A 23,283-nucleotide genomic window follows, 5' to 3' on the forward strand; every position below is an offset into this window, starting at 1 on the left:
TTATTGTTAATAATTTATTTTATGCGGGAGAAGTTTGTAAACAATTAGAGGGATAACAAACCGTTCTCCAAGTTCCATTCCCTGTAAGCACTTCTACGCCAATACCTCGATCTTGAATCGTGCAAGTTAACCCTTGCCCATCACACCAAACCTTTGCTGCCAATAGTGCAGCATCAATACTTTCATAAGGAGCATCAAGGACATGATGAGGAGATCCATCTAGTCCGGTCAGTCGATAAAGGTTTCTTTTTAAACTCATTTATGTGCACATATCAAATCGTCACACTAAATATTAATCTTTTAATTAGATCCTTGGTGAACTTTTCAAAAAATATTTACGGAACGCTTCAGACTCCTTTTTCTTCAACCTGAGCGAGCTCATGTTGTGGATGAATAGAATTCCTTCCCTCGGAAGCCACCAACCTATTAAGAGCATTTATATAAGCTTGAGCAGCGGCAACAACTACATCAGTGTCAGCAGAATGTCCAGAGAAGAGATTTCCGTCTCTTCTTATTCGTATAGTTACTTCTCCCAAAGCATCTATTCCTTCAGTAACAGATTTTACAGAGAATTCAATCAACTCATTTGGTTCTTCAGTTAGAGAATCCAATGCCCTTACCACGGCATCAACAGGTCCTGTGCCTGATGAGACAGCTGTCATTTCCTCACCTTCTTCTCCAACCACTGTCACTGTTGCAGTAGGAACTAAAGATGTTCCACAACTGACTTGGACCAATTTCAATTGGAACAAAGCTTCTGGAAGTTGAACTTGTTCGCTTACAATTGCTTCTAAATCACGATCTGTTATCTCTCTTTTTCTATCAGCTAGATCTTTGAATCTAGCGAAAGCATCATTTAGATCTTCTCTATTTAAGTCATATCCTAGATCCTCTAACCTTGCTCGAACTGCGCTCCTACCACTCAATTTTCCTAACGAAATTTTATTGTCAGATAACCCAATCGTTTTTGCATCAATAATTTCATAGGTAAGCCTATTTTTTAGTACACCATCTTGATGGATGCCAGATTCATGGGCAAAAGCATTCGCTCCAACAATTGCTTTGTTTGGTTGAACGACCATACCAGTTAGATTTGAGACCAAACGAGAGGTCTTTGTTATTTCCTCTGTTCTTACTGCTGTTAAAGGAGTTGGAGATTCAGAAGACCTTCCAAAAAACGGATTAAAATATGACCTTCTTACATGAAGAGCCATTATCAATTCCTCTAAAGCGGCATTGCCTGCTCTTTCTCCTATCCCATTAATAGTGCATTCAAGCTGTCTAGCTCCATTCTTAACAGCTTCAAGGAAATTTGCTACGGCAAGTCCTAAGTCGTTATGCCCATGAACAGAGAGAACTGCTTCATTTATATTTGGAACATTTTTATTGATATTTAATATCAAATCTCCAAATTCAGATGGTGTAGTGTAACCAACTGTATCTGGAATATTAATCGTATTAGCACCTGAAGATATGGCTAATTCAATTATTTCATACAAAAAATCCAAATCACTTCTTGCAGCGTCTTCGCATGAGAATTCGACGTCGTCAACAAAACCTTTGGCATAGGAAACCATCTCAGGGACAATATCAAGAACTTCTTTTCTAGATTTCCTCAACTTATGTTCGAGATGTATATCACTTGTTGCAATAAAGGTATGAATTCTTTTCTTTGGAGCTGGAGAAATTGCATCTGCACAAGCCTTAATATCTGTTTTCGAGGCCCTTGATAATCCACAAATAATAGGACCTTCCTCTCCTCCTACTTGCTCAGCTATTTTCTGAACTGCTGCAAAATCACCAGGACTTGCGAAAGGAAATCCTGCCTCAATAACATCGACACCCAACCTTGCCAATTGTTGAGCTATCGCTAACTTTTCTTCTAAATTAAGACTTGCACCAGGGGATTGTTCTCCATCCCTTAATGTTGTGTCGAAAATCAAAACTCGGCCTGGATCCTTGGCCATAAGATAAAATATATAAAATTTTTAGACCTTTTCAAGATCTATTAAGAATTAAATTAAATTATAGTATAAATAAATCAAATTTTCACCAAAACTATTAAGTTTATAATTACTTAGTTCATAGTTTTATACTTTTAATTTTTGAAATAGTAAAAAATAAATCCTTACAACCTAATTCAAATTAAAAGAATCAAAGTAATAAATTAAAATTTAATTATTTTTATTGCCTAATTTTACTAGATTTAGGATATTACTTAAAGTTGATCTTTTCTCGAGCGACTAAAGAGTATAAGTATTCAAGGAACAAATCCAACTATGTGGAAGTTTTAATGACTAAAGGCAATCTCGCCATAGTCCTACATGCTCATCTACCTTATGTCAGATCGGAAGAGCCAGGCTCTCTAGAGGAAGATTGGTTCTTTCAAGCCCTTGTGGAATGTTACCTACCACTTCTAAAAGTACTTGAAGATGCCTCTAGATCAAACAATCAAGAACCTAAAATAACTATTGGGCTTTCTCCTACTTTACTTTCCCTTTTGGAAGACGAAGTATTAAAAACTCGCTTTAAAAAATGGGTAGAAATAAGGCTTGAGGTTCTCAACTCATCGAAAACAGAAAATATAAAAGCAGCGATTCACCTAACGGATCATTTAAAACATCAACTGGCAAGTTGGCAAAAGTGCAGAGGAGATTTAATTGGTAGGTTTGAGAAATTACAAACATCAGAAGTAATTGATATTCTCACTTGTGCAGCTACTCATGGTTATCTTCCACTTTTAAGAGAAAACCCTGAAACTGTAAGGGCGCAATTAAAGACTGCTGTAAGAGAACATCAGCGCCTTTTCAAAAATTCACCTTTAGGTATTTGGTTACCGGAATGTGCCTATTACGAAGGCTTAGATGAAATCATGGCTGAATCAGGTCTTAGATATGCTGTTCTAGACGGTCATGGCTTATTAAATGCAGATCCAAGGCCTAGATATGGATTATATGCCCCTATATGCACTAGGAAAGGAGTAGCTTTTTTTGGTAGAGATAGTGAATCAACTCTTCCAGTCTGGTCTGCAAGTGATGGATATCCAGGTAATCCAAATTACAGAGAATTCCATAGAGATTTAGGCTGGGATTTATCAATCAAAGAACTCAAGAAGATAGGACTTAATGAAAAAAGACCACTTGGAATTAAGCTATTTAGAATAACATCAAAACATACATCCTTAGAAAACAAAAAACAGTATGACCCTGAAGTTGCACAATTAAGTATTGAGAAAGATGCAGAGAATTACCTAATTAGTAGAAAAAAACAACTTATAAAACTTGAAGAATCAATGCGAATAGATCCTTTATTAATAGCTCCTTTTGATGCAGAACTTTTTGGACATTGGTGGTTTGAAGGGCCCCAATTTCTCTCACAATTATTTATCAAGTCTGGCAAGTTAGGTATTAAATTAATCACTTTAAAAGAGGCTCTTCAAATAAAAACTCAAATACAATTATGCAATCCATCCCCATCAAGTTGGGGACAAGGCGGTTTTCATAACTACTGGTTAAATGAGTCAAACGCATGGATTGTTCATGAATGGAGTAAAGCTGGAAGAGAAATGGTAAATATTTGTTCAAAGGGTATACAAAAAGAATCAAATATCAAAATTATTAAACAAGCTGGAAGAGAACTTCTTTTGTGTCAATCTTCAGATTGGAGTTTCATTCTCAAAGCAGGTACAACGACCGAGCTAGCAAGAGAAAGAATAAATTTGCATATAAAGAGATTTTGGATGTTAATTAATTCAATTAAAGATAATAAAATTATTGAGCCAACTGCCTTAGAAGAGATTGAAAAAGAGGACTGTATATTCCCTCTAATTTCTCCTATAGATTGGAAAAAGAAAATTTAAATTCTACCTCTCTTTTTTAATTATTAAGCCAAGCATCCCAAATCTAACTCTTAATGGTGCAATAGAAAATAATTTGAGCATAACAATAAAGAGACGTGGCAAAGGGAGAGTATTAGTTAAATATCCATACCAGTCTTTTTTGGGTAATTTAAAAAAGGTATCAAAAAAGATTCTTAACAGAGACTCATCAAAACTCATTAGTCGTTGAAGCCCAAACTGATAGAGACGATGTCTTTGTACTAATTCATTTGTCCAAAGGGTTTGCCATCCTCTTCTAGCTATCTGTGATGTAGGAATAAGTGGATCCTTTTTTATTATTTTTGCCACCTCCTTTGCCAATGAAGGAGCTCTTCTCAAAAGGCTCCCAACCATATATCCAGATGCTGGGTGCACCATACTTGCCGAGCCACCAAATGCCAAAAGAGGCTGGTTTCTATAAGGCAATGGCAAATTCATTGGAAAAAGACAATGTTCTTCATGGATTATTTCCTCAATTTGAATTCCTCTACTTAATAATCTCGAATTCAATCTTGCTTTTAATGTTTCAAATGAAACCGGAGGTGAACAAGCCAAGGATGTTTCCTCAACAAAAAAACTTCCATCTCCCAAGTCCATTGCATAAAGAAAAGAGGGTGGCTCGTTCAATTGATCTGAATTCAAATGGTCTGGCCTAAAATCCATTAGTACAAAACGATTTTGCTCAACAGGTGCGGAACTAAATTTCCCTACAACTCCATAAGCAGCCTGTTTAGCAATCTCATCATGCTCTGGCCTCTTTATAAAAGGGGTTTTGTGACCACTAGCATCAATTACAAGTCTGGCGTGATATTTTTTTCCAGAAGCACAAATGACTACAGTTTCTTTTTCGCGGAAATTTATTTCTTTTACTGTCTCAACTTGCCAAGAAAGTCCATCACATTTCTCAAGTAGTGCATTCTGAAAATTATCTAAATTAAAAAGTCCATAATCAAGTGAGTGATTTGTACAAAGATTGCCGTCATTACTTAATCCATCACCAAAAAAACTAACAGTATCTTTCCACCTATATTTCAAAAGTTCCTGCATATTTAGAGACTCAAGTTCAGAAGCCCAGATTCCATAAGTATTGGGCCAAGGTTCTAAAGGGGAATTTGAAGCTATTGCCTGAACATCAAGTCCTTGCTGAACTAATTCAGAAGTGATGCAAAGAGCAGCAGGCCCTGCTCCCATAACTAAAACATCAGCACATTTAAGATATTTCAATTTTCTGTCATTGGATCAGTATTTATAGGTTGTTTAGTTGAAAATGATTCTTTTATCTCTTCATCACTAATTTGTTCTGGAGGAACTAAAACCACCTCAGATAATTTGTCGCCTTCATCAAGTTTCTGAATTCTTACACCAGTTGCAGCTCTTGATTGTTGAGAAATTTTATCTGCACTGGTTCTAACGATGACTCCTTTTTCACTTACTAATAATAATTCTTCTCCTTTACCTAAAACCCTTAATCCAACAAGTTCATCTCCATCTTTTCTAAATTTTATTGCTCTTAAGCCCATGCCTGCTCTTTTTTGCAATCGAAATTGAGTAACAGGAACTCTTTTACCTAAACCACTTGCAGATGCGACAAGGACCCAAGGGCCATTTGATACTGATGATTCATCTTCGAGTTCCTCTTCTTCACTTTTATCGACATGATCTGCTAACTCAGTCGACAAAACATCCATGCTTACAAGAGAATCGCCCGACTTCAAATTCATTGACCTAACTCCTCTTGCAGTTCTACCTAAAGAACGTAATTCTGAATCATTTAATCTAAAATGTATCGTCATTCCATTTTTTGAGCCAATCAAAACACTATCGCCAGCTTCAGCCAAACGAACCCAAGTCAACGCATCACCATCCTCCAAACCTATTGCAATTAATCCGTTTGCTCTGATTTTACTGAAAGCCGAGAGAGGTGTCCTTTTTATGAATCCACCTCTTGTAAGCATCAACAAATAGTTTTCATCATCAAAAGAACTTACTGAGAGCAAAGAAGTAATAGCCTCTTCTCGTGGTATCGGGAGCAATTGAACAATAGGCGTACCTTTTGCAGTTCTACTACATTGGGGAACTCTGTAAGCGGGAAGCGCATAAGCGACACCTCTATCACTAAACAAAAGGAGGCTATCGTGATCGTTACAGCTTATAAATTTCTTAACTTCTTCCTCTCCTTGGCTTCGAGTTCCTGCTTTTCCTCTGGTTCCTCGACTTGTTGCCTCAAATTCGTTAACAGGCATCCTTTTTAAGTAACCAGTCTCAGTCAACAAAACTACTGATCTTTCGTTTGCAATTAAATCAATATCCTCCAGCCCTCCTCCAAGATCAAGAATTTTTGTTCTTCTAGGAAAATCATATTTCTCTTTAAGTTCATTTAACTCTATTTTAGTTAACTCAAATACCCTTTCTTTCCTATTTAAAATATCTTTTAAATCTATTATTTTTTTAACCAATTCCTCATGCTCAAGTTTTATTTTATCTGCCTCTAAGGCGGTAAGTCTTCTCAACTGCATCTGCAAGATTGCATCAGATTGAATTTCTGTTAAGCCATGAAGTTCTTGTAATTTATTCTTGGCAGTGGCAGAATCAGAAGCAGCTCTAATAAGTCTAATAATTTCATCAAGCTGATTAAGAGCCAATAACAAACCTAATAATATATGATCTCTATTTTCTGCCTTTTTCAAAAGATATTTAGTTCTTTTTTCAATAGTTTCTACCCTAAAATCTAAAAACACTTGTAACATTTTTTTAAGTGATAATATGACAGGCTCACCATTAACCAATGAGAGCATATTAGCACTAAAATTTGTTTGCAAAGGTGTGAGTTTAAATAAATTATTTAAAACAACTTGAGGGTATGAATCTCTTCTTAGTTCAACAACAATTCTCATTCCATCTCTATCGCTTTCATCCCTAATATCTGCAATTCCTTCAAGTTTTTTGTCATTTACCATATCAGCTATTCTCTCTATCAACGCTGCCTTGTTTGTTTGATACGGAAGTTCAGTAATTATCACTGCATCTCTATCAGGTCTTCCTGGATTTGCAATTGTTTCTATTTCAGCAACACCACGCATTGTTATGGAACCTCTACCAGAAAGATATGTTTCCCTAATTCCACTACGACCAAGTATCTGACCACCAGTAGGAAAATCTGGTCCTTTGATTATATTCATTAACTCTTTTTCTTCCAATTCAGGATTAGAAATTATAGCCATCAACCCATCTATTAATTCAACCAGATTATGGGGAGGTATGTTTGTTGCCATACCTACAGCTATTCCTGAAGAGCCATTTAATAACAACTGAGGAATTCTTGCAGGCAAGACAGTTGGTTCTTGTTGAGATCCATCAAAATTATCTGCAAAATCAACAGTTTCAGATTCAATATCTTCAAGCAAGCTGTCAGTCGTTAAAGATTTCAATCGGGATTCTGTATACCTCATCGCTGCAGGTGGATCATTATCAACAGATCCAAAATTCCCATGCCCATCAATCAAAGGCATTTGCATTGAGAAATCTTGAGCCATCCTTACCAAAGCGTCATATACAGCTGTATCGCCATGGGGATGGTATTTACCTAAAACCTCTCCAACCACACGTGCACATTTCCTGTATGGCCTATCACTAGTTAGACCTAATTCGTACATTGCATAGAGAATTCTTCGATGAACTGGTTTAAGTCCATCTCTCGAATCAGGCAAAGCTCTACCAACAATTACACTCATCGCGTATTCCAGATAGGAACGCGACATTTCGTTTCTCAAGTCAGTCTGGATGATCCGATCATCGGATTCCCCGGGACCAGCGCTATTAGGTCCCAATGGATCAGCCATGTAAAAGGGTTTTACCAATTATAAGAACATCTCAGCATTAAGAAACCTTTTAAAGTAAATAACCATATATATGAAAGTAAATCACCTCAAATCAGCTCACAAATAACAAAAGCAAGAAATATTTTTCATAAGGGCATATTTTCTTGAGAGTCTCAATCGAAAAAAAACACAAAATCTTGATTATCTATTCCCAACATTTGCTCAATTTGGCCCTTCAGTTGGTAGTTTGACGAGAACTTATTAAATTTATGTGTGAATATTCAACTAGGACGCACCAAAACTGTTCGCAGAGCCTACGGAATCGATGAAATTGCATTGGTCCCAGGCATAAGAACAGTTGACCCTGAAATCACTAAAACCAATTGGGCTATTGGAGGAATTGAAAGAAATATTCCAATTATAGCCAGTGCCATGGATGGTGTGGTCGATGTAAATATGGCAATAGCCTTGTCAAAGATAGGTGCACTAGGTGTTTTAAATCTTGAAGGGGTTCAGACGAGATATGAAGATCCTGAGGAAGTTTTAAAGAAAATCCGATCAACCGGAAACAAAGATTTTGTTCCTTTAATGCAAGAAATTTATAAACAACCAGTAAAAGAAAAATTAATTTTAAAAAGAATTAGAGAAATAAAAGAAAGTGGAGGGATTGCGGCTGTAAGTGGAACACCAGTAGCTGCAATTAAATTTAGAGATTTGATTAAAGATTCAGGAGCGGACTTGTTTTTTCTTCAGGCAACTGTTGTTTCTACAGAACATCTTGGAAAAGAAGGGAATGAAAATCTTGACCTTTATGACCTTTGTGAAAATATTGGTATTCCTGTTGCGGTAGGTAATTGCGTTACCTATGAAGTTTCTTTGAAGTTAATGAGAGCAGGAGCCGCAGCTGTGATGGTTGGTATAGGGCCTGGAGCAGCATGTACATCTAGAGGAGTACTAGGAGTTGGAATCCCTCAAGCAACTGCGATTTCTGATTGCTCTGCCGCAAGGGAGGACTTTCAAAAAGAAACCGGTAAATATGTTCCAATCATTGCTGATGGCGGAATTATTACGGGTGGTGATATTTGCAAATGTATAGCTTGTGGAGCCGACTCAGTAATGATTGGTTCCCCGATAGCAAGATCTCAGGAAGCTCCTGGCAAGGGTTTTCATTGGGGCATGGCAACTCCAAGTCCTGTCCTTCCAAGAGGCACAAGGATTAAAGTTGGCACGACAGGAAGTTTGGAAAGCATTATTTGTGGCCCAGCAATTCTGGATGATGGAACTCACAATTTATTGGGGGCACTCAAAACATCTATGGGAACTCTTGGAGCAACAAATATCAAAGAAATGCAGAAAGTTGAAGTGGTTGTTGCTCCTTCTTTGTTAACAGAAGGCAAGGTGTACCAAAAAGCACAACAACTTGGAATGGGTAAATAAAGATACTGAAAGATTTCAGAATTAAATCCACGGGCTAGAATCGGGTAGTGAGAGCCTATGCTCTTGCACTCCTCACACACAAAAATGCCCGACTTGGTCGGGTTTTTCTTATTCAATTAATACGAAAAAATATACAAACTTCGTTTAAAAATGGCAGGAAACCTTTTAATTGGCAAAATACAATTGTTATGATCTAGTTCTTAAGACTTCAAGGTATGTCCACAGCTTCTGCCGTAACTGATTCCTCCTTCGAACAAGAAGTCCTCCAGAGCGACGTACCAGTTTTGGTTGATTTTTGGGCGCCTTGGTGTGGCCCTTGCAGAATGGTTGCACCAATTGTTGAAGAAATCTCAAAAGATTTCGAAGGGAAAATAAAAGTTTTTAAATTAAACACTGATGAGAACCCTAATGTTGCAAGTCAGTATGGAATTAGAAGTATTCCGACTCTAATGATTTTTAAAGGCGGGCAAAAAGTAGATACTGTTGTCGGAGCAGTTCCGAAAGCGACCCTATCTGGAACAATTTCCAAACATCTTTAATTTCAAATAATCCAATTTAGTTTTAAAGATCAATCAAATGGTTCCTAAGTAAGTCCAATGACAAAAATTGGATTAATAGATTATGGGATGGGTAATCTTTTTTCAGTACAGCAAGCTTTTAAAAGGCTTAATCAGCCGTTGAATTTTGTTTGTGATAAAAAAACCCTCAAATCTTGTGATGCTTTAATTCTCCCTGGAGTAGGAGCTTTTGATCCAGCGATGACCAATTTAAGAAATACAGATTTAATTCCTTCAATAATTAATTGGGTAAATGATGGCAAGCCTCTTCTTGGGATTTGTTTGGGATTACAGCTTTTATTCGAGAGAAGTGAAGAAGGAAATTTAGAAGGTTTAGGACTTATTAAAGGGAATATTCGTAGATTACCCGAAGAAAAAAATGAAAGAATTCCTCATATAGGTTGGTCTCCCATAAACAAAAAAAATGAATGTCCTATCTTAGAAAATCATCCTGATTCTAATTGGATGTATTTCGTGCACTCATTTTCAGCATGTCCTTTAGAACCAAAAAATATCGTAGCCACAACAAAATTTGGTAAAAGTGAAGTTACATCAATTGTTTGGCATAAAAATACTGGAGCATGTCAGTTTCATCCTGAAAAATCTGGAATTGCAGGCCAGAAACTTATTTTCAATTGGATTAATTGGTTGAAAAAAACTAATTATTGATTTGAAAGGAAAACTAAAACTTATTTCAGGACAAAGGATAGAAAGTCCGTTAAATCAAGATACAAGACCTACTACCTCAAAAGTAAGAGAGGCCATAATTAATATTTTCGGGAACAAGCTAAAAGAAGCGAGTTGGTTAGATCTTTGTAGTGGAAGTGGGGCAATGGCATGTGAGGTTCTTCAAAAAGGCGTAAAAAGAATCCTTGCAATTGAAAAGCAAAGATCCACAGCTCAAATATGCAAAAAAAACCTTACAAACATATCGAATGCACTAGGCCATCCTTTTCATATTGAAGTCAAATGCATAGAAATTATCTCATTTCTAAAAAAGGGGCCAAAAAATAAAAAAATAGAATTTGTTAAAGATTCTCCAAATTCTGAACAAAGGTTTGATTTTATTTTTCTTGATCCTCCATACAACTCCGAATTGTATGAAATATCTCAAGAACTTTTACTGTCGAAGCAATGGATTAAAAAAACATCAACATTAATCTGCGAATGCTCGTCAAGGTCACTACCAAGAATACATAATGGATGGGAATTAAATAAAGAGAAATTTTATGGAAACACTTCTCTTCTTATTCTTACTCCCAGTCAGGCATTGAACTGCTTCGACGATACTGATTCCATGCACTAACAAAAAGACCTAATAATGTTATTGGAATTAGTCCAAGAACAATCCCACATAGGAGTGGCTCAATCATTTGAACGCATTTTTCATAAACTCTAGGAACAATTCTTTCATGTCAAAGAGGTATTAGTGAATACTCCGTCATCAAAAGCATTAATAAATCAGAAACAAAAGATTAGCTCTTGGCGAATCTTTTTCTTATCCCTTGCAACTTTTCTCTTGCTCAGCTTTCTGTGGTCAATAGGAAGCTTTAAAAAAGATCCTTTCATAACTGAAACTTTATCGATTCAAGGTGAGGCTTTATCTGGAAGCAAATTATTCAAAATCAATTGTGTTGGTTGCCATGGAATTTCCGCTCAAGGGTTTGTAGGGCCAGACCTTCATGAAGTGACAGAAGAATTAAGTGATAAAAAGATTATTAATCAAGTTATTCGAGGTTTAACGCCACCAATGCCAAGCTTTGAAATTGAGCCCAAATCAATGGCTGATCTCTTGGCATATATGCATTCGTTAAATTAATGGTGGAGACAAACAAGAATCTAAAGATAGTACTAGTTGAGCCTGCAGGAGAACTCAATGTAGGAAGCGTTGCAAGACTATGCGAAAACTTTCAAGTAAATGAATTAAGGTTAGTTTCTCCGAAATGTGATTATCTAGCTGAAGAAGCAAAAAGGATGGCTGTCAGAGGATTAAAAATACTAGAAGAGGCAAAAATATATAAAGATCTAAACTCAGCACTTTCGGACTGCTCAAGAATTATTGCTACTTGCGGGAGAAAAGATCATGGAGAAATTCCTCTTGCATCAAATAAAGACGCACTTTATTGGGCACTTGAATCAAAAACAGGCGAAAAAATAGCTTTAGTGTTCGGGAGAGAAAGTCGAGGGCTATCAAATGAAGAGCTTTTAAAGGCAAATAAAGTAATTAGTCTTAACACAAATAAAAATTATCCATCACTAAATCTTTCACATGCAGTAGCAATTATTCTTCATCAATTTAATGATCTTGATTTGCTAAAACCTAATAAGACAACACGTAGACCTGCAAACATAATTAAATTAGAAGATTGCATTAATGATGCTGGTGATCTATTACTTGATATAGGTTTCTTGATGAAAAATACGTATAAAGCTAAAATTAACAAAATCAAAAAATTACTTTTGCGAGCAGAAATAAACGATGATGAAGTTGCCTTAATACGAGGGATAATAAGTCAAACAAGATGGGCAATTAAAAATAAAAATGATTAATTAAAATAAAAAGCTACAATAGATTAGAAAAAATTTATATTATTTGATCTATAAAGTGAAAATTTATCTCAAAGTAATAACGAATATATTTTTAACAAGCATAAGCTTATCAGTTTTACTTGGTAGTACGCTACGAATTATTGGTCCAATTTATCATAGTAATAAAATAAATAGAACAATAAATATATCCGGCAAATCAAGAAGGTCCATTGATAAAGAATTACTTACTAAAAAATCAGACTTGTTATTATTTCATGCTAATAAGATAAAAAGATTTGAAAGACTGAAAGAACTATCTAGCAAGTGGGAATATCTTATTTCAAAAAATCCAGATCTTGATGTTAGTTGTTTTTTCATATCCTTAGATAATAAACAATATGCGGAAATAAAATCTGATATCAAATTACCTGCAGCAAGTAGTATTAAAGTCCCAATTTTAATTGTTTTACTGAAAATGTTAGATAGAGGAGAAATATATTGGGATGAGAAACTTCCTCTTACAGAAGATACTATTGGAGGCGGAGCAGGTTGGATGGCTTATCAAGAAATTGGTGAAGAATTTCCTATTTTCGAAGTAGCTACTGAAATGATTAGAGTTAGTGATAATACAGCAACTAATTTACTAATAAAAAGAATAGGAGGATTAAAAATTATTAATCAAAAATTAAAAGAAATCGGGCTAAAAAATACACAAATTAATAACTTGCTTCCTGATCTAAGTGGAACAAATTTTACAACTACGGAAGATCTATCTTTAGCAATAGCACTTGTAGATAGTGGCTATTTACTTAATGTTATTTCCAGAGATATTTTCAGAGAAATTATGCAAAAGTCAAAGACTAATACTTTAATTCCTTCTGGAATTTTGAGAGGACTAGGCAAAGAAACTAAAGACATTGATTACCATCTTTCACTAAAAGGCTATTCAGTTCAAAATAAAACTGGTGACATTGGGATCTCATATGCTGATACTGCACTAATTCAAACTCCCGACAACTCAAGGGCTTTTGCATCTTTCATTGTCAAAGGTCCATTTAACGACCCAAGGTCACCTGAGTTGATAAGAAATTTATCTGCCGAGTTGACCCCTTTTTTAATGCAAGAGCGAAAATCAAGTAATCCTAAGTAGATTTTTTAGGGACTTTATAAAAGGGTTGCTTTTCATTATCATTTTTTTTTTGGACTTTATGAATCGAAAGAGACCTGCTTATGAAACAATCTTGTAACCAGTAATAAGAAAGTGAGTTCAACTAGAAAACGCAGAGTTTTTCCATTCACAGCAGTGATTGGACAAGAAGAAATGAAGCTAGCGCTTCTTTTAAATGTTATTGACCCGAGAATTGGTGGCGTGATGATAATGGGAGATAGAGGTACTGGAAAATCAACAACAATAAGAGCACTTGCGGATCTTCTGCCTGCCATTGAAGTCGTTGAAGGTGATCCCTATAACAGCTCGCTTAATGATCCAGACCTTCAAAGCAATGATGTCAGAGAGAGAATAGAGAGTGGCAGTGATATTCAAAAAAGCGAGAAACAAGTACCAATGGTTGATCTTCCTTTGGGAGCCACTGAGGACAGACTTTGTGGAACTATTGATATTGAAAAGGCTCTTAGTGAAGGTGTTAGAGCTTTTGAGCCAGGTCTTTTAGCAAAAGCTAATAGAGGCTTGCTCTATGTTGACGAGGTGAACTTATTAGATGATCACCTTGTTGACGTTCTTCTTGACTCTGCTGCTTCAGGATGGAATACAGTTGAACGTGAGGGAATTTCTATTCGCCATCCTGCACGTTTTGTATTGATTGGATCAGGCAACCCTGAGGAAGGGGAATTAAGGCCTCAGTTACTTGATCGCTTTGGAATGAGCGTAGAAGTAAGAACTGTAAGAGACGCAAAACTTCGCGTTCAGGTTGTTGATCAAAGAACAGCCTTTGATAATAATCCTGAAACTTTTAGCAACTCAGTTCAAGGAAATCAAGATTCCCTTCAAAACAAAGTTGTTGCTGCTCAAAATTTACTTAGCGAAGTCACTATCGATGAGGATCTGAGACTAAAAATATCAGCTGTTTGTGGTGAATTAGACGTTGACGGGCTTAGAGGTGACATTGTGACGAATCGAGCCGCCAGAGCCCTTGCAGCATTTGAGGGGAGAAATGAGGTCACAGAAGAGGATATTGCTCGTGTTGTCTCTACAGCATTAAGACATAGACTTCGGAAGGACCCTCTAGAACAAGTTGATTCTGGAGATAGAGTCATAAAAGCTTTTTGCAAAGTATTCGAAAGAAGTGAGACTGATGATCTATCTGAATTTGAATTATCTACAATAAATTAAGTGAGAATAATTGGAATAGATCCAGGTCTTGCAAGAGTAGGTTATGGGATTATTGATGTAGTAGAAGGAAAGAAAACCATGCTTGATTGCGGAATTATCGAAACAAAATCAACGCTAAGAGAAGAAAAAAGGCTTTTAGAAATATCAAATGATTTAGGGGAAATTATAAGTAAATGGGATCCAGATTCAGCAGCAGTAGAAAAATTTTTCTTCTATCGATCAAGTACCACAATAAGCGTTGTTCAAGCTCGTGGAGTAATAATGATGACGTTAGGTAAGCACAATCTTTCAATAAAAGAATTTCCACCAATGCAAATAAAACTTGCTGTGACAGGTTATGGACATTCAGATAAACAGGAGGTACTTCAATCAGTAATGGAAGAACTCAATATTACTTCTCCGCCAAAACCTGACGACGCTGCAGATGCTCTGGCAATTGCTCTCACCGGAATATATCTTCAATAGTTAATCTATTTAAAAATATAACAATTTATATAAAAATGCAGGAAAATAATAAATTTAGAAAGGAGATTAAAAGACATGAATATACTTCAATCCGTTGCTCTAATTCATCTTTAACTCATGAAAAAATAAAGTCCAATGTCAAATCATCATTACAAATTCTTCTAAAGAGATATCATCACGAAAATAAATATATAGGGATTTATTGGCCATTAAAAGGTGAAGTGGATATAAGATTTATTAAAGGAATCAGTAAACATAAAACTGCCTTACCATCTAGTTCCAAAATCAAAGGTATAAGCTATCATCATTGGTCAGACAATAAACTAAAGCCTGATTCAAATGGAATTCCTGCACCAACTGGAGAAAATGCTATAAAACCCAGTGATATTTCATTTCTATTTATACCGGCAATAGCTATCGATGAAGAAGGATACAGATTAGGTTACGGTGGAGGTTACTTTGATCGTCTTCGTCAAAAAGATTTATGGATTTCAATACCATCATTTGTTGTTATTAGTAGTAATTGCATATCTAAAAAACCTTTACCTAGAGACGAATGGGACTTGCCATTTAACGGTTGGATCAGCGAAAATGGTCTACATCAATTAGAACCAACTAAATAATTAGCTAGAGTCTAAGATAAATCAAATATTTGATCTGAAGAGGTGACTAAAATCAAAGAGAAATCTTTCATTAATACTTATGGAAGTGATTCATTAGATAATCTTATAGAGCGTCTGCAATCAACTTCAGATCCCAAAAGGCGGTATGAATATATTTTATGGCTAGCTAAAAGTTTGCCAATTTTACCTGAAGATCTTCACCTTGAAACGACAAAAGTAAAAGGATGCATATCAGAGGTATATGTTCTTGGAGTACTACAAAATGGGAAGATTCAATGGAAAGGGTATTCAGACGCTCTCATAACAAAAGGATTGCTGGCTTTTCTCGTGAAAGGGTTAAATGATCTCACCCCTTTTGAAGTACTCTCAGTAGATGAAAAGTTCATTGAGATGACAGGACTAAGCAAAAGCTTGACACCATCAAGAGCAAATGGTTTTCTCAACATTTTCTTAAAAATGAAAGCCCAAGCAAAAAATCTCTCCTCAATAAGCTCTGATACTAAATAAATAGAGTTTTCAAAAAATTATCGCCTAATTAAAAATGAAAAAAATTGGTATTGGTTTAATTGGCTTAGGTACAGTTGGTCAGGGTGTGGCAAATATCATAAACAGCCCAAATGATAGGCATCCATTAGTTGGAGAACTTGAACTAGTATCTGTTGCAGTAAAAAATCTCCAAAAACAAAGAGACATATCCTTCCCAAATTCGATTCTCACTACAAACCCAATTGAGATAGTAAATAACCCTAATATTCAAATAGTTGTTGAAGTGATGGGTGGCATTGAGCCAGCAAAATCATTAATCATCCAAGCAATAAGATCAGGTAAATCTGTTGTAACGGCAAATAAATCAGTAATCGCAAGGTATGGAGAGGAGATAGCAAATGAAGCAAAGGCTGCTGGAGTTTATGTACTTATAGAAGCAGCAGTAGGAGGAGGAATTCCAATTATTGAGCCTTTAAAGCAATCTCTTGGAGGGAATCAGATAACCAAAGTAAGCGGAATAATTAATGGAACAACTAATTACATTCTCTCAAGAATGGATAAAGAAGGAGTTAATTACGAAGATGTTTTAAAAGATGCTCAAGAGCTTGGATACGCAGAAAGTGATCCAGCCGCTGATGTAGAAGGATCAGATGCAGCTGATAAGATTGCAATTCTAAGTGGTCTTGCCTTTGGTGGAGCAATTGATCGAGCTAAAATACCAACCACTGGAATAAATAACCTAGAAGCTATAGACGTTAATTACGCTAGAAAATTAGGTTATGGAATTAAGCTTTTGGCAATATCAGAGAAGGACAAATCTCAATCAGCAAATAAAAATAGTCAGCCTCTATCTATTTGGGTTGAGCCAACTTTGGTACCCGAAGAAAATCCATTAGCAGGAGTTCATGGAGTTAATAATGCCATCCTTGTAGAAGGAAGTCCTATTGGCCAAGTAATGTTTTTCGGGCCAGGAGCAGGATCCGGTCCAACTGCCTCAGCCGTTGTTGCCGACATACTAAATATTGCTGGTATTCAGGCAATGAGCGAAGACAGGAGCCTTAACTTAGATCCTCTTTTGTCAGCGAAAGGCTGGAGAAATTGCCACGTTGCTCTAGAGAATGAAATAACTAAAAAAAATTACATCAGAGTAATTGCAGAAGATACCCCTGGAGTAATTGGACAAATCGGAACGATTTTTGGAGAGAAAAAAATATCAATTGAATCAATTGTGCAATTTGATGCAAGTAATTGTGAAGCCGAAATAGTAGTTATTACTCACAGAATTAAGCAAGGTCTCCTAGAAGAGGCTCTTTGTGATATTAGAAATTTGCAACAAGTAAAAAGAATTGCAGCATCAATGGGTTGCCTTTAGCTAACGAAAACTAGTCAAATTCAAATTAAGTTGCTAATTATGTAATTAAGTAAAAAGAAATTATTACTTTAAATTTCTTTTCGAAACAAAGCCATGAATTCTTCTAAAACCATAATTAAAAAGGCTAGAAAAGAAATTGAAAATAATATTAACCAAGGAGATTGTGTTTATCTAAAGAATCAAGAAGAACTTTTTCAGGTATTAGGGATAGATAATGCGTACGAAAAATGCTGGGTTAGAGAATGGCCCCTCAATCCAAATGGATCACCGGTTTTCGAGATATCAATTAAACAAATAAATCCAAATCAATAAGTTTTTAGCTAATAAAAATAATTTTTTTAGAAATATATCCGAATGTTAAAAATAAGTAATTTAAAAAATATTATAAAATTATCAAGTATTTTCTTCTTGATTTTGCAGTCATCCTGCGTTCAGGTGAAGAAAAGAGAAAATATTATTGTAGCAAGTGCAGGAAAAATCGAATCCCTTGATCCTGCTCAAGCAAATACTCTTAGAACATTACAAATATTAAGTGCTCTTGGAGATACTTTATACAAAATAAATAATGAAGGAAATCTTTCTCCAAATCTAGCTAAAGATTTACCAGAAATAAGTCAAAATGGATTATTTATAGATATTCCACTAAGAGAAAATATTTCTTTTCATGATGGAAGTATTTTCAATGCTAAGGCTATGATGTTTAGCCTAAATCGTTTCATGAAAATAGGTACATTAAATTACCTGTTAAATGAGAAAATTGATGATATTGAAGTCAAAGAAGAATTTCTACTAAGAATAAAATTAAAAAAGCCATCTAGTTCTATAAAAAGTCTTTTAACATCAGTCAATCTTACACCTGTATCTCCTAATTCATATTCAAAATACAAAGATAAATTTAATAATAAAAGTTTTATAGGTACTGGGCCATATTATTTAGAAAATTTCAGTTCTAATCAGCAAGTAATCAAACCTTTCAATAATTATTGGGGTAAAAAACCTCTAAATAAAGGAATAGACTTTATAAACTATAGCAATTCTAGTACCCTTTTTAATGCAATTAAAACGAAAGAAGTTGATGTTCTAATTTCAAATTCGATAGATGATATACAGCGTATATCATTAAATAATATGGTAACAAATAAAAGACTTAAATCAGGAGAAGGGAAACCCATAGAAATTGGATTTATCACTTTGAAAAGTAACACATTGCCCTTCGAAAATAAAAAGATTAGAGAAGCTTTATCATATACAATTGATAGAGACTTAATTAGTAAGCAAGTTAGTTTTGGTACTAGAGAGCCATTAAGATCAATAGTGCCACCACATTTACATAAAAAAGAATTTTGGCCATGGCCAAAATATAATCCTAATCAGGCAAGATATTTATTAAAGAAGGAAGGCTACTGTGAAAACAATATTCTTAGCATTCCATTAACATTTAGATCTAATGTTCCTGCAGATAAGTTACTTGCTCTTACATGGAAAGATCAAATAAAAAGAGATTTATCTGATTGTATAAAAATCAAGCTAAATGGGGTAGAATCAACAACAGTTTACAAACAACTTTCAGAAGGTTCTTTTGAAGCAGTCGTATTAGATTGGACTGGAGCATATCCTGACCCAGAAGCATACTTAACTCCCTTATTAAGTTGTACTAAAATACAGAATCATACTTGTCTTAAAGGAGAAGCTGTTTTCAGTGGTAGTTTTTGGGGCAATAAACAAGTACAAGAACTTTTGGAGAGAAGCGAACAATTAGAAGGTGTAAATAGATTAAATACTTTAATAAAAGTTGAACAATTTGCAGCGCTGGGAAATTCCTACTTACCAGTTTGGCTAGTCAAGCCTAAAGCTTGGTCATTAACAGATATCAGTGAACCAGAATTCACAAGCAATGGATTAATCATTCTTAAAAAATTAAAGAGAGATTAATTTTGTCAACTAATAAGGAACTTTGTAAATATATCTTATCGAGATTAGCTCTTTTACCAATTATGCTTTGGATCATTTCAAGCTTAGTATTTATATTATTGAGAATTGCACCAGGTGACCCGGTAGATGCAATTCTAGGAACTCGAGCGAATGAATTAGCACGTGAGACTCTAAGAATTAAACTTGGATTGGATAAACCTTTAAGTAATCAATATATTGATTACTTAAGTAATTTAATGCATGGAAATTTAGGAATTTCACTAAACACTCAAGAACCTGTAAAAGTAATTATTTCTAAAGCACTTCCTGCAAGTATTGAACTAGCAATATTTGCAATATTAATAGCATCTTTAATTGGTTATTTAATTGGTTTTTTAGGAGCAGTTAAACCAGAGGGAAAGATAGATTTTATTGGAAGGATTTTTGGAATTGGCACATATGCTCTTCCTCCCTTTTGGGCGGCTATGTTATTTCAAATAATTTTCGCTGTATTGCTAGGCTGGTTCCCTATTGGTGGAAGAGTACCACCTGGTTTAATAGCTCCTACTTCAGTAACTGGGTTTTTAATTTTAGATAGTATTTTAAATAAAAACATTGACATGCTTTTTAGTTCTATTAAACATTTAATATTACCTTCCTTCACTCTAGGAATATTATTAAGTGGAATATTTAGTCGCTCCCTAAAATTAAATTTAGAAGAAATCTTAAAAAAAGATTATATCGATGCTGCAAAAAGCAGAGGAATCAAAGAGTCTAGAATATTAATTAATCATGCTTTACCAAATACACTTCTACCAATATTGACAATTACGGGGTTAACTGTTTCTTCTTTAATTGGTGGAGCACTGTTAATTGAAATAACATTTTCATGGCCTGGCATTGCTCTAGGCCTTCAAGAGGCTATCAACCAAAGAGACTATCCTGTAGTGCAAGGTATAGTTGTTACCATATCAAGCATTGTTGTCATGATTAGTGTTGGAATTGATATCGCTATTGCATACATTGATCCAAGAGTCAGCTACTGAACTTTTATAAGTTTTTCTATTAAAGACTTATCCAAAATATGAAACTTAAGCTCACCCTTCGTTAAATTGGTTTTTGAAGGAATTGATTTTTTTTCTTCAAGTATTTCTAAGAAGGTTATTATCTCAAAAGCCAATAGGCTCTGAACGGAAAGAGGATGATAACCCACAATTGATTCTCCTAGATTAAATAAATCCTTTCCTTCTGCCTGATTTATCTGTCCCTCAACTCTAATAGGAGAAAAATGACTTGCTCCTTCAATTAAAAGAACTCTGCTCAATTGGCTTGAACTTATAGATAGAAATAATCCTAACTGCTCACTAATAGATGGTGTAACCAAATCAAAAGTTCCTCCTGTTAGGAAAAGAGGGACATTAATTTGATTATTTAAATTCTTTTGCCACAAAAAACTACCAAAGCTATTCATACCAACAATAGCTGAAAGATTTTCAATATTTTTTCTATTTGGCAAATTAATATCTGCGAGCTGACATTGTAAAAGTGAAGATAAATTCGTAAGAGAAAGATTATCAAGTACCTTCTGACATCTATTTTCAAGTTGATCATCTATTTTTGCGCCCGAAGCCAAAATAGCGGTGAGAGATCCTAAAGAATGTCCCATCAAGATCACATTATCTGCTGAAATATCAATCTTGCCTATCTTTTTCGCTTGAAGAGCACTATGTAAATCTTTCAAACGATCAGGAATAACTTCAGCACCTGGAAGAGGATGTTTTCCTTTTAATAAAGCTTCTAGTGAAGATGAATCACTACCTGGATGATCGAGAACAACAACAGGCCAACCATTATGACTAAGACTTCTTGCAAGCCAACTAAAATGGTTAGGGTCGCCACCCAAGCCTGGCATAAACAAAACCCAATTTTTTCTAGTTTTTTCTCTTAAAGAAGGGTTCCATACTTCTAACTTTAAAGGCTCGTTTCGATGCGAAACAAGTAATGGAATCAACTCATACTCAGTCTCTTTGATCTCAAACTTAGAGATTTTTCTTTCCTCTCTCGGGCTTGAAATCTCATTAAGTGAAACCAAATCAGAGATTAGTTTTTGTTGTTTTTTTAATTCACTCCTCCAATTATTAGCTACTTCAATCCATCCATCCAAATCAATATGAATTGCTTTCACTGCAAGTGAATTAAGAAGGTCAAGGGTTGTCACCTCATCTTTTTTATTTAAAAGATTTTCAAGAGTATCAAGGACACTTTCACCAGAACTATCTTCATCCATAAGAATTAGATCACTAACTTCATCAAGTAATTTTCGACCCGACCAACTTCTCAAAATTTGTCTAGCCATACTTTTATCTCTTACTAAGGGGGTATTTAAAAACTTTGCCAAACCCTTCCTTTCCTTAAATCCAAGTAAATTAAGCCAGCTGGCTAATTCTGAATTTGCTTGCTCCTCACCATTACTCCAGTCAATCAATTCTTTGATAGATATTGGAAGAGACATTCCATCAAAATGAATTTCAAATCTTTCTGCAGCTTGAAGTCTTGTATAGATGAAGTTAGGAGCTAATAAGCTTCCAACTGTCCCAAGAACAACTAATTTTTTGATAAATGAATTTAGTCTCAACTTCTAATTTTAGAAATTATTGGGAGAGATTCCCTGTTTCCCTAAGAGTAATCATAAAGGCTCGATTGTGGACAGCGATAGGTGCAGGCGGGGTATTGTATTTAAGTCCAATAATTTTTAATAGTTTAGGTTTTACAGCTGAACAAATTGGAAGTGGGATCACAACTGCAGCATTAGCTGGAATAACTACAAGATTTGGCACAGGCTATTTCCTTGATAAAAACTTTAGCTATAGGGAAGCAATTAAAATTGCTTGCTTAGTTGCGACATTGTCTGATTTTATCCTCTTTTTTTCTCAAAATTATTTTGATTATCTTTCTGGACAGTTTTTCTTAGGAGCTGCAGCTGGGGTTTATTGGCCTTCTGTAGAATTAGCAGTCCCATCCAATTGTGAAAATACAATCAAATCAAGTGAAGGTTATGCACTTGCAAGAAGTGCTGATGCAATTGGAATTACTATAGGAGTTTTATTAGGGACAATTGGAACATTTATAGAATTCACGAGAGTAATATATTTCATAGATTTTGTTTGCATGATATATATATTTTTTATTCTTATGAATAAACTAAAGATAGTAAGAAAGGATATACAAATAAAGGAGGAAATTCTTATAAAAAATATATTTAAAAAGTCTTTGCAATTGAATAGTATAAAATGGATAATAGATTTAATTCCTTTATTATCAATAACTCTTTTTGTAACAGGGGTAATGACTTTATTACAAAGTATTCTTCCATTAGACTTGGTAAATGGTGGAATAGCAAGACCGCCACTAATAGAGCAAAAAGTAGCCACACTTGTTACAATTAAACTTATTTTACTTGCAATTTTTCAATGGCCCGTTGGTTATATCTTAAGGAATAAAAAATCATCCTATAAATTCAGAATATGCTTAATATCCTTACTAATTGGATTTGTTTTACTATTACTTTCTAGTTTCCTACTAAATGGATATTTGTTAATACTTATAGCCTTTTTTCCACTAACAATCGCTTTATGTATATTCCTCCCTTCTGCATCAGACGCAATTATAAAATCTTGTCCAATAAAATATCGTGGCTCTGCAATAGCCTTATATTCGCAGTGTTTTGGCATTAGCGCCCTAAGTATTCCTTGGATGGCTGGGAAATTAATTGATAAATACGATACAGCTTTTCAATTATGGTTAATAGTTAGTTTTGTTTGTATATTTTTAATTCCTATTTGTAAAAGGATCAAATAA

General features: G+C 34.9%; 23 protein-coding genes. 17 read left to right on the plus strand and 6 right to left on the minus strand.

Annotation, left to right across the window (positions count from 1 at the left end):
• Positions 1–19 precede the first annotated feature (19 nt).
• Together AC6EJB_RS04285 and AC6EJB_RS04290 are read right to left on the minus strand one after the other, a co-directional pair.
• Complete coding sequence (locus tag AC6EJB_RS04285) at positions 20–259, minus strand: hypothetical protein (protein ID WP_498492475.1); 240 nt, start codon at positions 257–259, stop codon at positions 20–22.
• 88 nt (positions 260–347) lie between these two features.
• The gene (locus tag AC6EJB_RS04290) at positions 348–1,967 is read right to left on the minus strand and encodes a 2-isopropylmalate synthase (protein ID WP_498492476.1); all 1,620 of its coding nucleotides are present in this window, start codon (positions 1,965–1,967) and stop codon (positions 348–350) included.
• Between the two features lie 326 nt (positions 1,968–2,293).
• On the opposite strand from AC6EJB_RS04290, the gene AC6EJB_RS04295 reads away from it, so the two are divergent.
• Entirely contained in the window at positions 2,294–3,859 is a 1,566-nt protein-coding gene (locus AC6EJB_RS04295) for a glycoside hydrolase family 57 protein (protein ID WP_498492477.1), read from the plus strand.
• A 3-nt stretch (positions 3,860–3,862) separates the two neighbouring features.
• On the opposite strand, the gene crtL is transcribed toward AC6EJB_RS04295, so the two are convergent.
• Together crtL and gyrA are read right to left on the minus strand one after the other, a co-directional pair.
• On the minus strand, positions 3,863–5,101 hold the full coding sequence (gene crtL / locus AC6EJB_RS04300; RefSeq protein WP_498492478.1) for a lycopene beta cyclase: 1,239 nt from the start codon (positions 5,099–5,101) through the stop codon (positions 3,863–3,865).
• Positions 5,098–7,716, minus strand: a complete 2,619-nt coding sequence (gyrA, locus tag AC6EJB_RS04305) for a DNA gyrase subunit A (RefSeq protein ID WP_498492479.1) — start codon at positions 7,714–7,716, stop codon at positions 5,098–5,100. Before gyrA ends, crtL begins: the two co-directional genes overlap by 4 nt.
• Positions 7,717–7,968: 252 nt before the next feature.
• On the opposite strand from gyrA, the gene AC6EJB_RS04310 reads away from it, so the two are divergent.
• From AC6EJB_RS04310 to AC6EJB_RS04325, 4 genes are all read left to right on the plus strand, one after another.
• Positions 7,969–9,132 carry a GuaB3 family IMP dehydrogenase-related protein gene (locus AC6EJB_RS04310; protein WP_498492480.1) on the plus strand — a complete coding sequence of 388 codons (1,164 nt, stop codon included), beginning with the start codon at positions 7,969–7,971 and terminating at the stop codon, positions 9,130–9,132.
• Between the two features lie 215 nt (positions 9,133–9,347).
• A complete protein-coding gene (gene trxA, locus AC6EJB_RS04315) occupies positions 9,348–9,671 on the plus strand; it encodes a thioredoxin (protein ID WP_038653576.1) in 324 nt (107 codons plus the stop codon).
• Positions 9,672–9,728: 57 nt separating this feature from the next.
• On the plus strand, positions 9,729–10,358 hold the full coding sequence (hisH, locus tag AC6EJB_RS04320) for an imidazole glycerol phosphate synthase subunit HisH (RefSeq protein WP_498492481.1): 630 nt from the start codon (positions 9,729–9,731) through the stop codon (positions 10,356–10,358).
• Position 10,359: 1 nt separating this feature from the next.
• A complete protein-coding gene (locus AC6EJB_RS04325; RefSeq protein ID WP_498492482.1) occupies positions 10,360–10,995 on the plus strand; it encodes an RsmD family RNA methyltransferase in 636 nt (211 codons plus the stop codon).
• Here the strand turns inward: AC6EJB_RS04325 and petG are convergent.
• The gene (petG, locus tag AC6EJB_RS04330; RefSeq protein ID WP_498492483.1) at positions 10,943–11,062 is read right to left on the minus strand and encodes a cytochrome b6-f complex subunit V; all 120 of its coding nucleotides are present in this window, start codon (positions 11,060–11,062) and stop codon (positions 10,943–10,945) included. The genes AC6EJB_RS04325 and petG overlap by 53 nt on opposite strands.
• A gap of 56 nt (positions 11,063–11,118) precedes the next feature.
• Between petG and AC6EJB_RS04335 the strand changes: the two genes are divergently transcribed.
• From AC6EJB_RS04335 to AC6EJB_RS04385, 11 genes are all read left to right on the plus strand, one after another.
• Complete coding sequence (locus tag AC6EJB_RS04335) at positions 11,119–11,508, plus strand: c-type cytochrome (protein WP_498492484.1); 390 nt, start codon at positions 11,119–11,121, stop codon at positions 11,506–11,508.
• Complete coding sequence (locus tag AC6EJB_RS04340; RefSeq protein ID WP_498492485.1) at positions 11,508–12,239, plus strand: RNA methyltransferase; 732 nt, start codon at positions 11,508–11,510, stop codon at positions 12,237–12,239. Before AC6EJB_RS04335 ends, AC6EJB_RS04340 begins: the two co-directional genes overlap by 1 nt.
• Positions 12,240–12,294: 55 nt before the next feature.
• Entirely contained in the window at positions 12,295–13,368 is a 1,074-nt protein-coding gene (locus AC6EJB_RS04345; protein WP_498492486.1) for a serine hydrolase, read from the plus strand.
• A gap of 111 nt (positions 13,369–13,479) precedes the next feature.
• A complete protein-coding gene (bchI, locus tag AC6EJB_RS04350; protein WP_498492487.1) occupies positions 13,480–14,568 on the plus strand; it encodes a magnesium chelatase ATPase subunit I in 1,089 nt (362 codons plus the stop codon).
• A complete protein-coding gene (gene ruvC, locus AC6EJB_RS04355) occupies positions 14,569–15,033 on the plus strand; it encodes a crossover junction endodeoxyribonuclease RuvC (protein ID WP_498492488.1) in 465 nt (154 codons plus the stop codon). It abuts the gene before it with no gap.
• Between the two features lie 35 nt (positions 15,034–15,068).
• On the plus strand, positions 15,069–15,656 hold the full coding sequence (locus AC6EJB_RS04360; protein WP_498492489.1) for a 5-formyltetrahydrofolate cyclo-ligase: 588 nt from the start codon (positions 15,069–15,071) through the stop codon (positions 15,654–15,656).
• Positions 15,657–15,698: 42 nt separating this feature from the next.
• Positions 15,699–16,163 (plus strand): SufE family protein, encoded by a 465-nt coding sequence (locus tag AC6EJB_RS04365; RefSeq protein WP_498492490.1) that lies wholly within the window; start codon positions 15,699–15,701, stop codon positions 16,161–16,163.
• A 34-nt stretch (positions 16,164–16,197) separates the two neighbouring features.
• Positions 16,198–17,514: a homoserine dehydrogenase gene (locus AC6EJB_RS04370; RefSeq protein ID WP_498492491.1), complete on the plus strand. Its 1,317-nt coding sequence runs from the start codon at positions 16,198–16,200 to the stop codon at positions 17,512–17,514.
• Positions 17,515–17,607: 93 nt separating this feature from the next.
• A complete protein-coding gene (locus tag AC6EJB_RS04375; RefSeq protein ID WP_498492492.1) occupies positions 17,608–17,826 on the plus strand; it encodes a DUF8657 domain-containing function in 219 nt (72 codons plus the stop codon).
• Between the two features lie 42 nt (positions 17,827–17,868).
• The gene (locus AC6EJB_RS04380) at positions 17,869–19,446 is read left to right on the plus strand and encodes an ABC transporter substrate-binding protein (RefSeq protein WP_498492493.1); all 1,578 of its coding nucleotides are present in this window, start codon (positions 17,869–17,871) and stop codon (positions 19,444–19,446) included.
• Positions 19,447–19,448: 2 nt separating this feature from the next.
• Positions 19,449–20,471: an ABC transporter permease gene (locus AC6EJB_RS04385; RefSeq protein ID WP_498492494.1), complete on the plus strand. Its 1,023-nt coding sequence runs from the start codon at positions 19,449–19,451 to the stop codon at positions 20,469–20,471.
• Here the strand turns inward: AC6EJB_RS04385 and AC6EJB_RS04390 are convergent.
• Entirely contained in the window at positions 20,465–22,060 is a 1,596-nt protein-coding gene (locus tag AC6EJB_RS04390) for an alpha/beta hydrolase (RefSeq protein WP_498492495.1), read from the minus strand. The two genes, AC6EJB_RS04385 and AC6EJB_RS04390, sit on opposite strands and share 7 nt — an antisense overlap.
• On the opposite strand from AC6EJB_RS04390, the gene AC6EJB_RS04395 reads away from it, so the two are divergent.
• Positions 22,045–23,283, plus strand: coding sequence for an MFS transporter (locus AC6EJB_RS04395; RefSeq protein ID WP_498492496.1), 1,239 nt, complete (start codon positions 22,045–22,047; stop codon positions 23,281–23,283). The two genes, AC6EJB_RS04390 and AC6EJB_RS04395, sit on opposite strands and share 16 nt — an antisense overlap.

Source organism: Prochlorococcus sp. G4PB17, assembly GCF_059772445.1.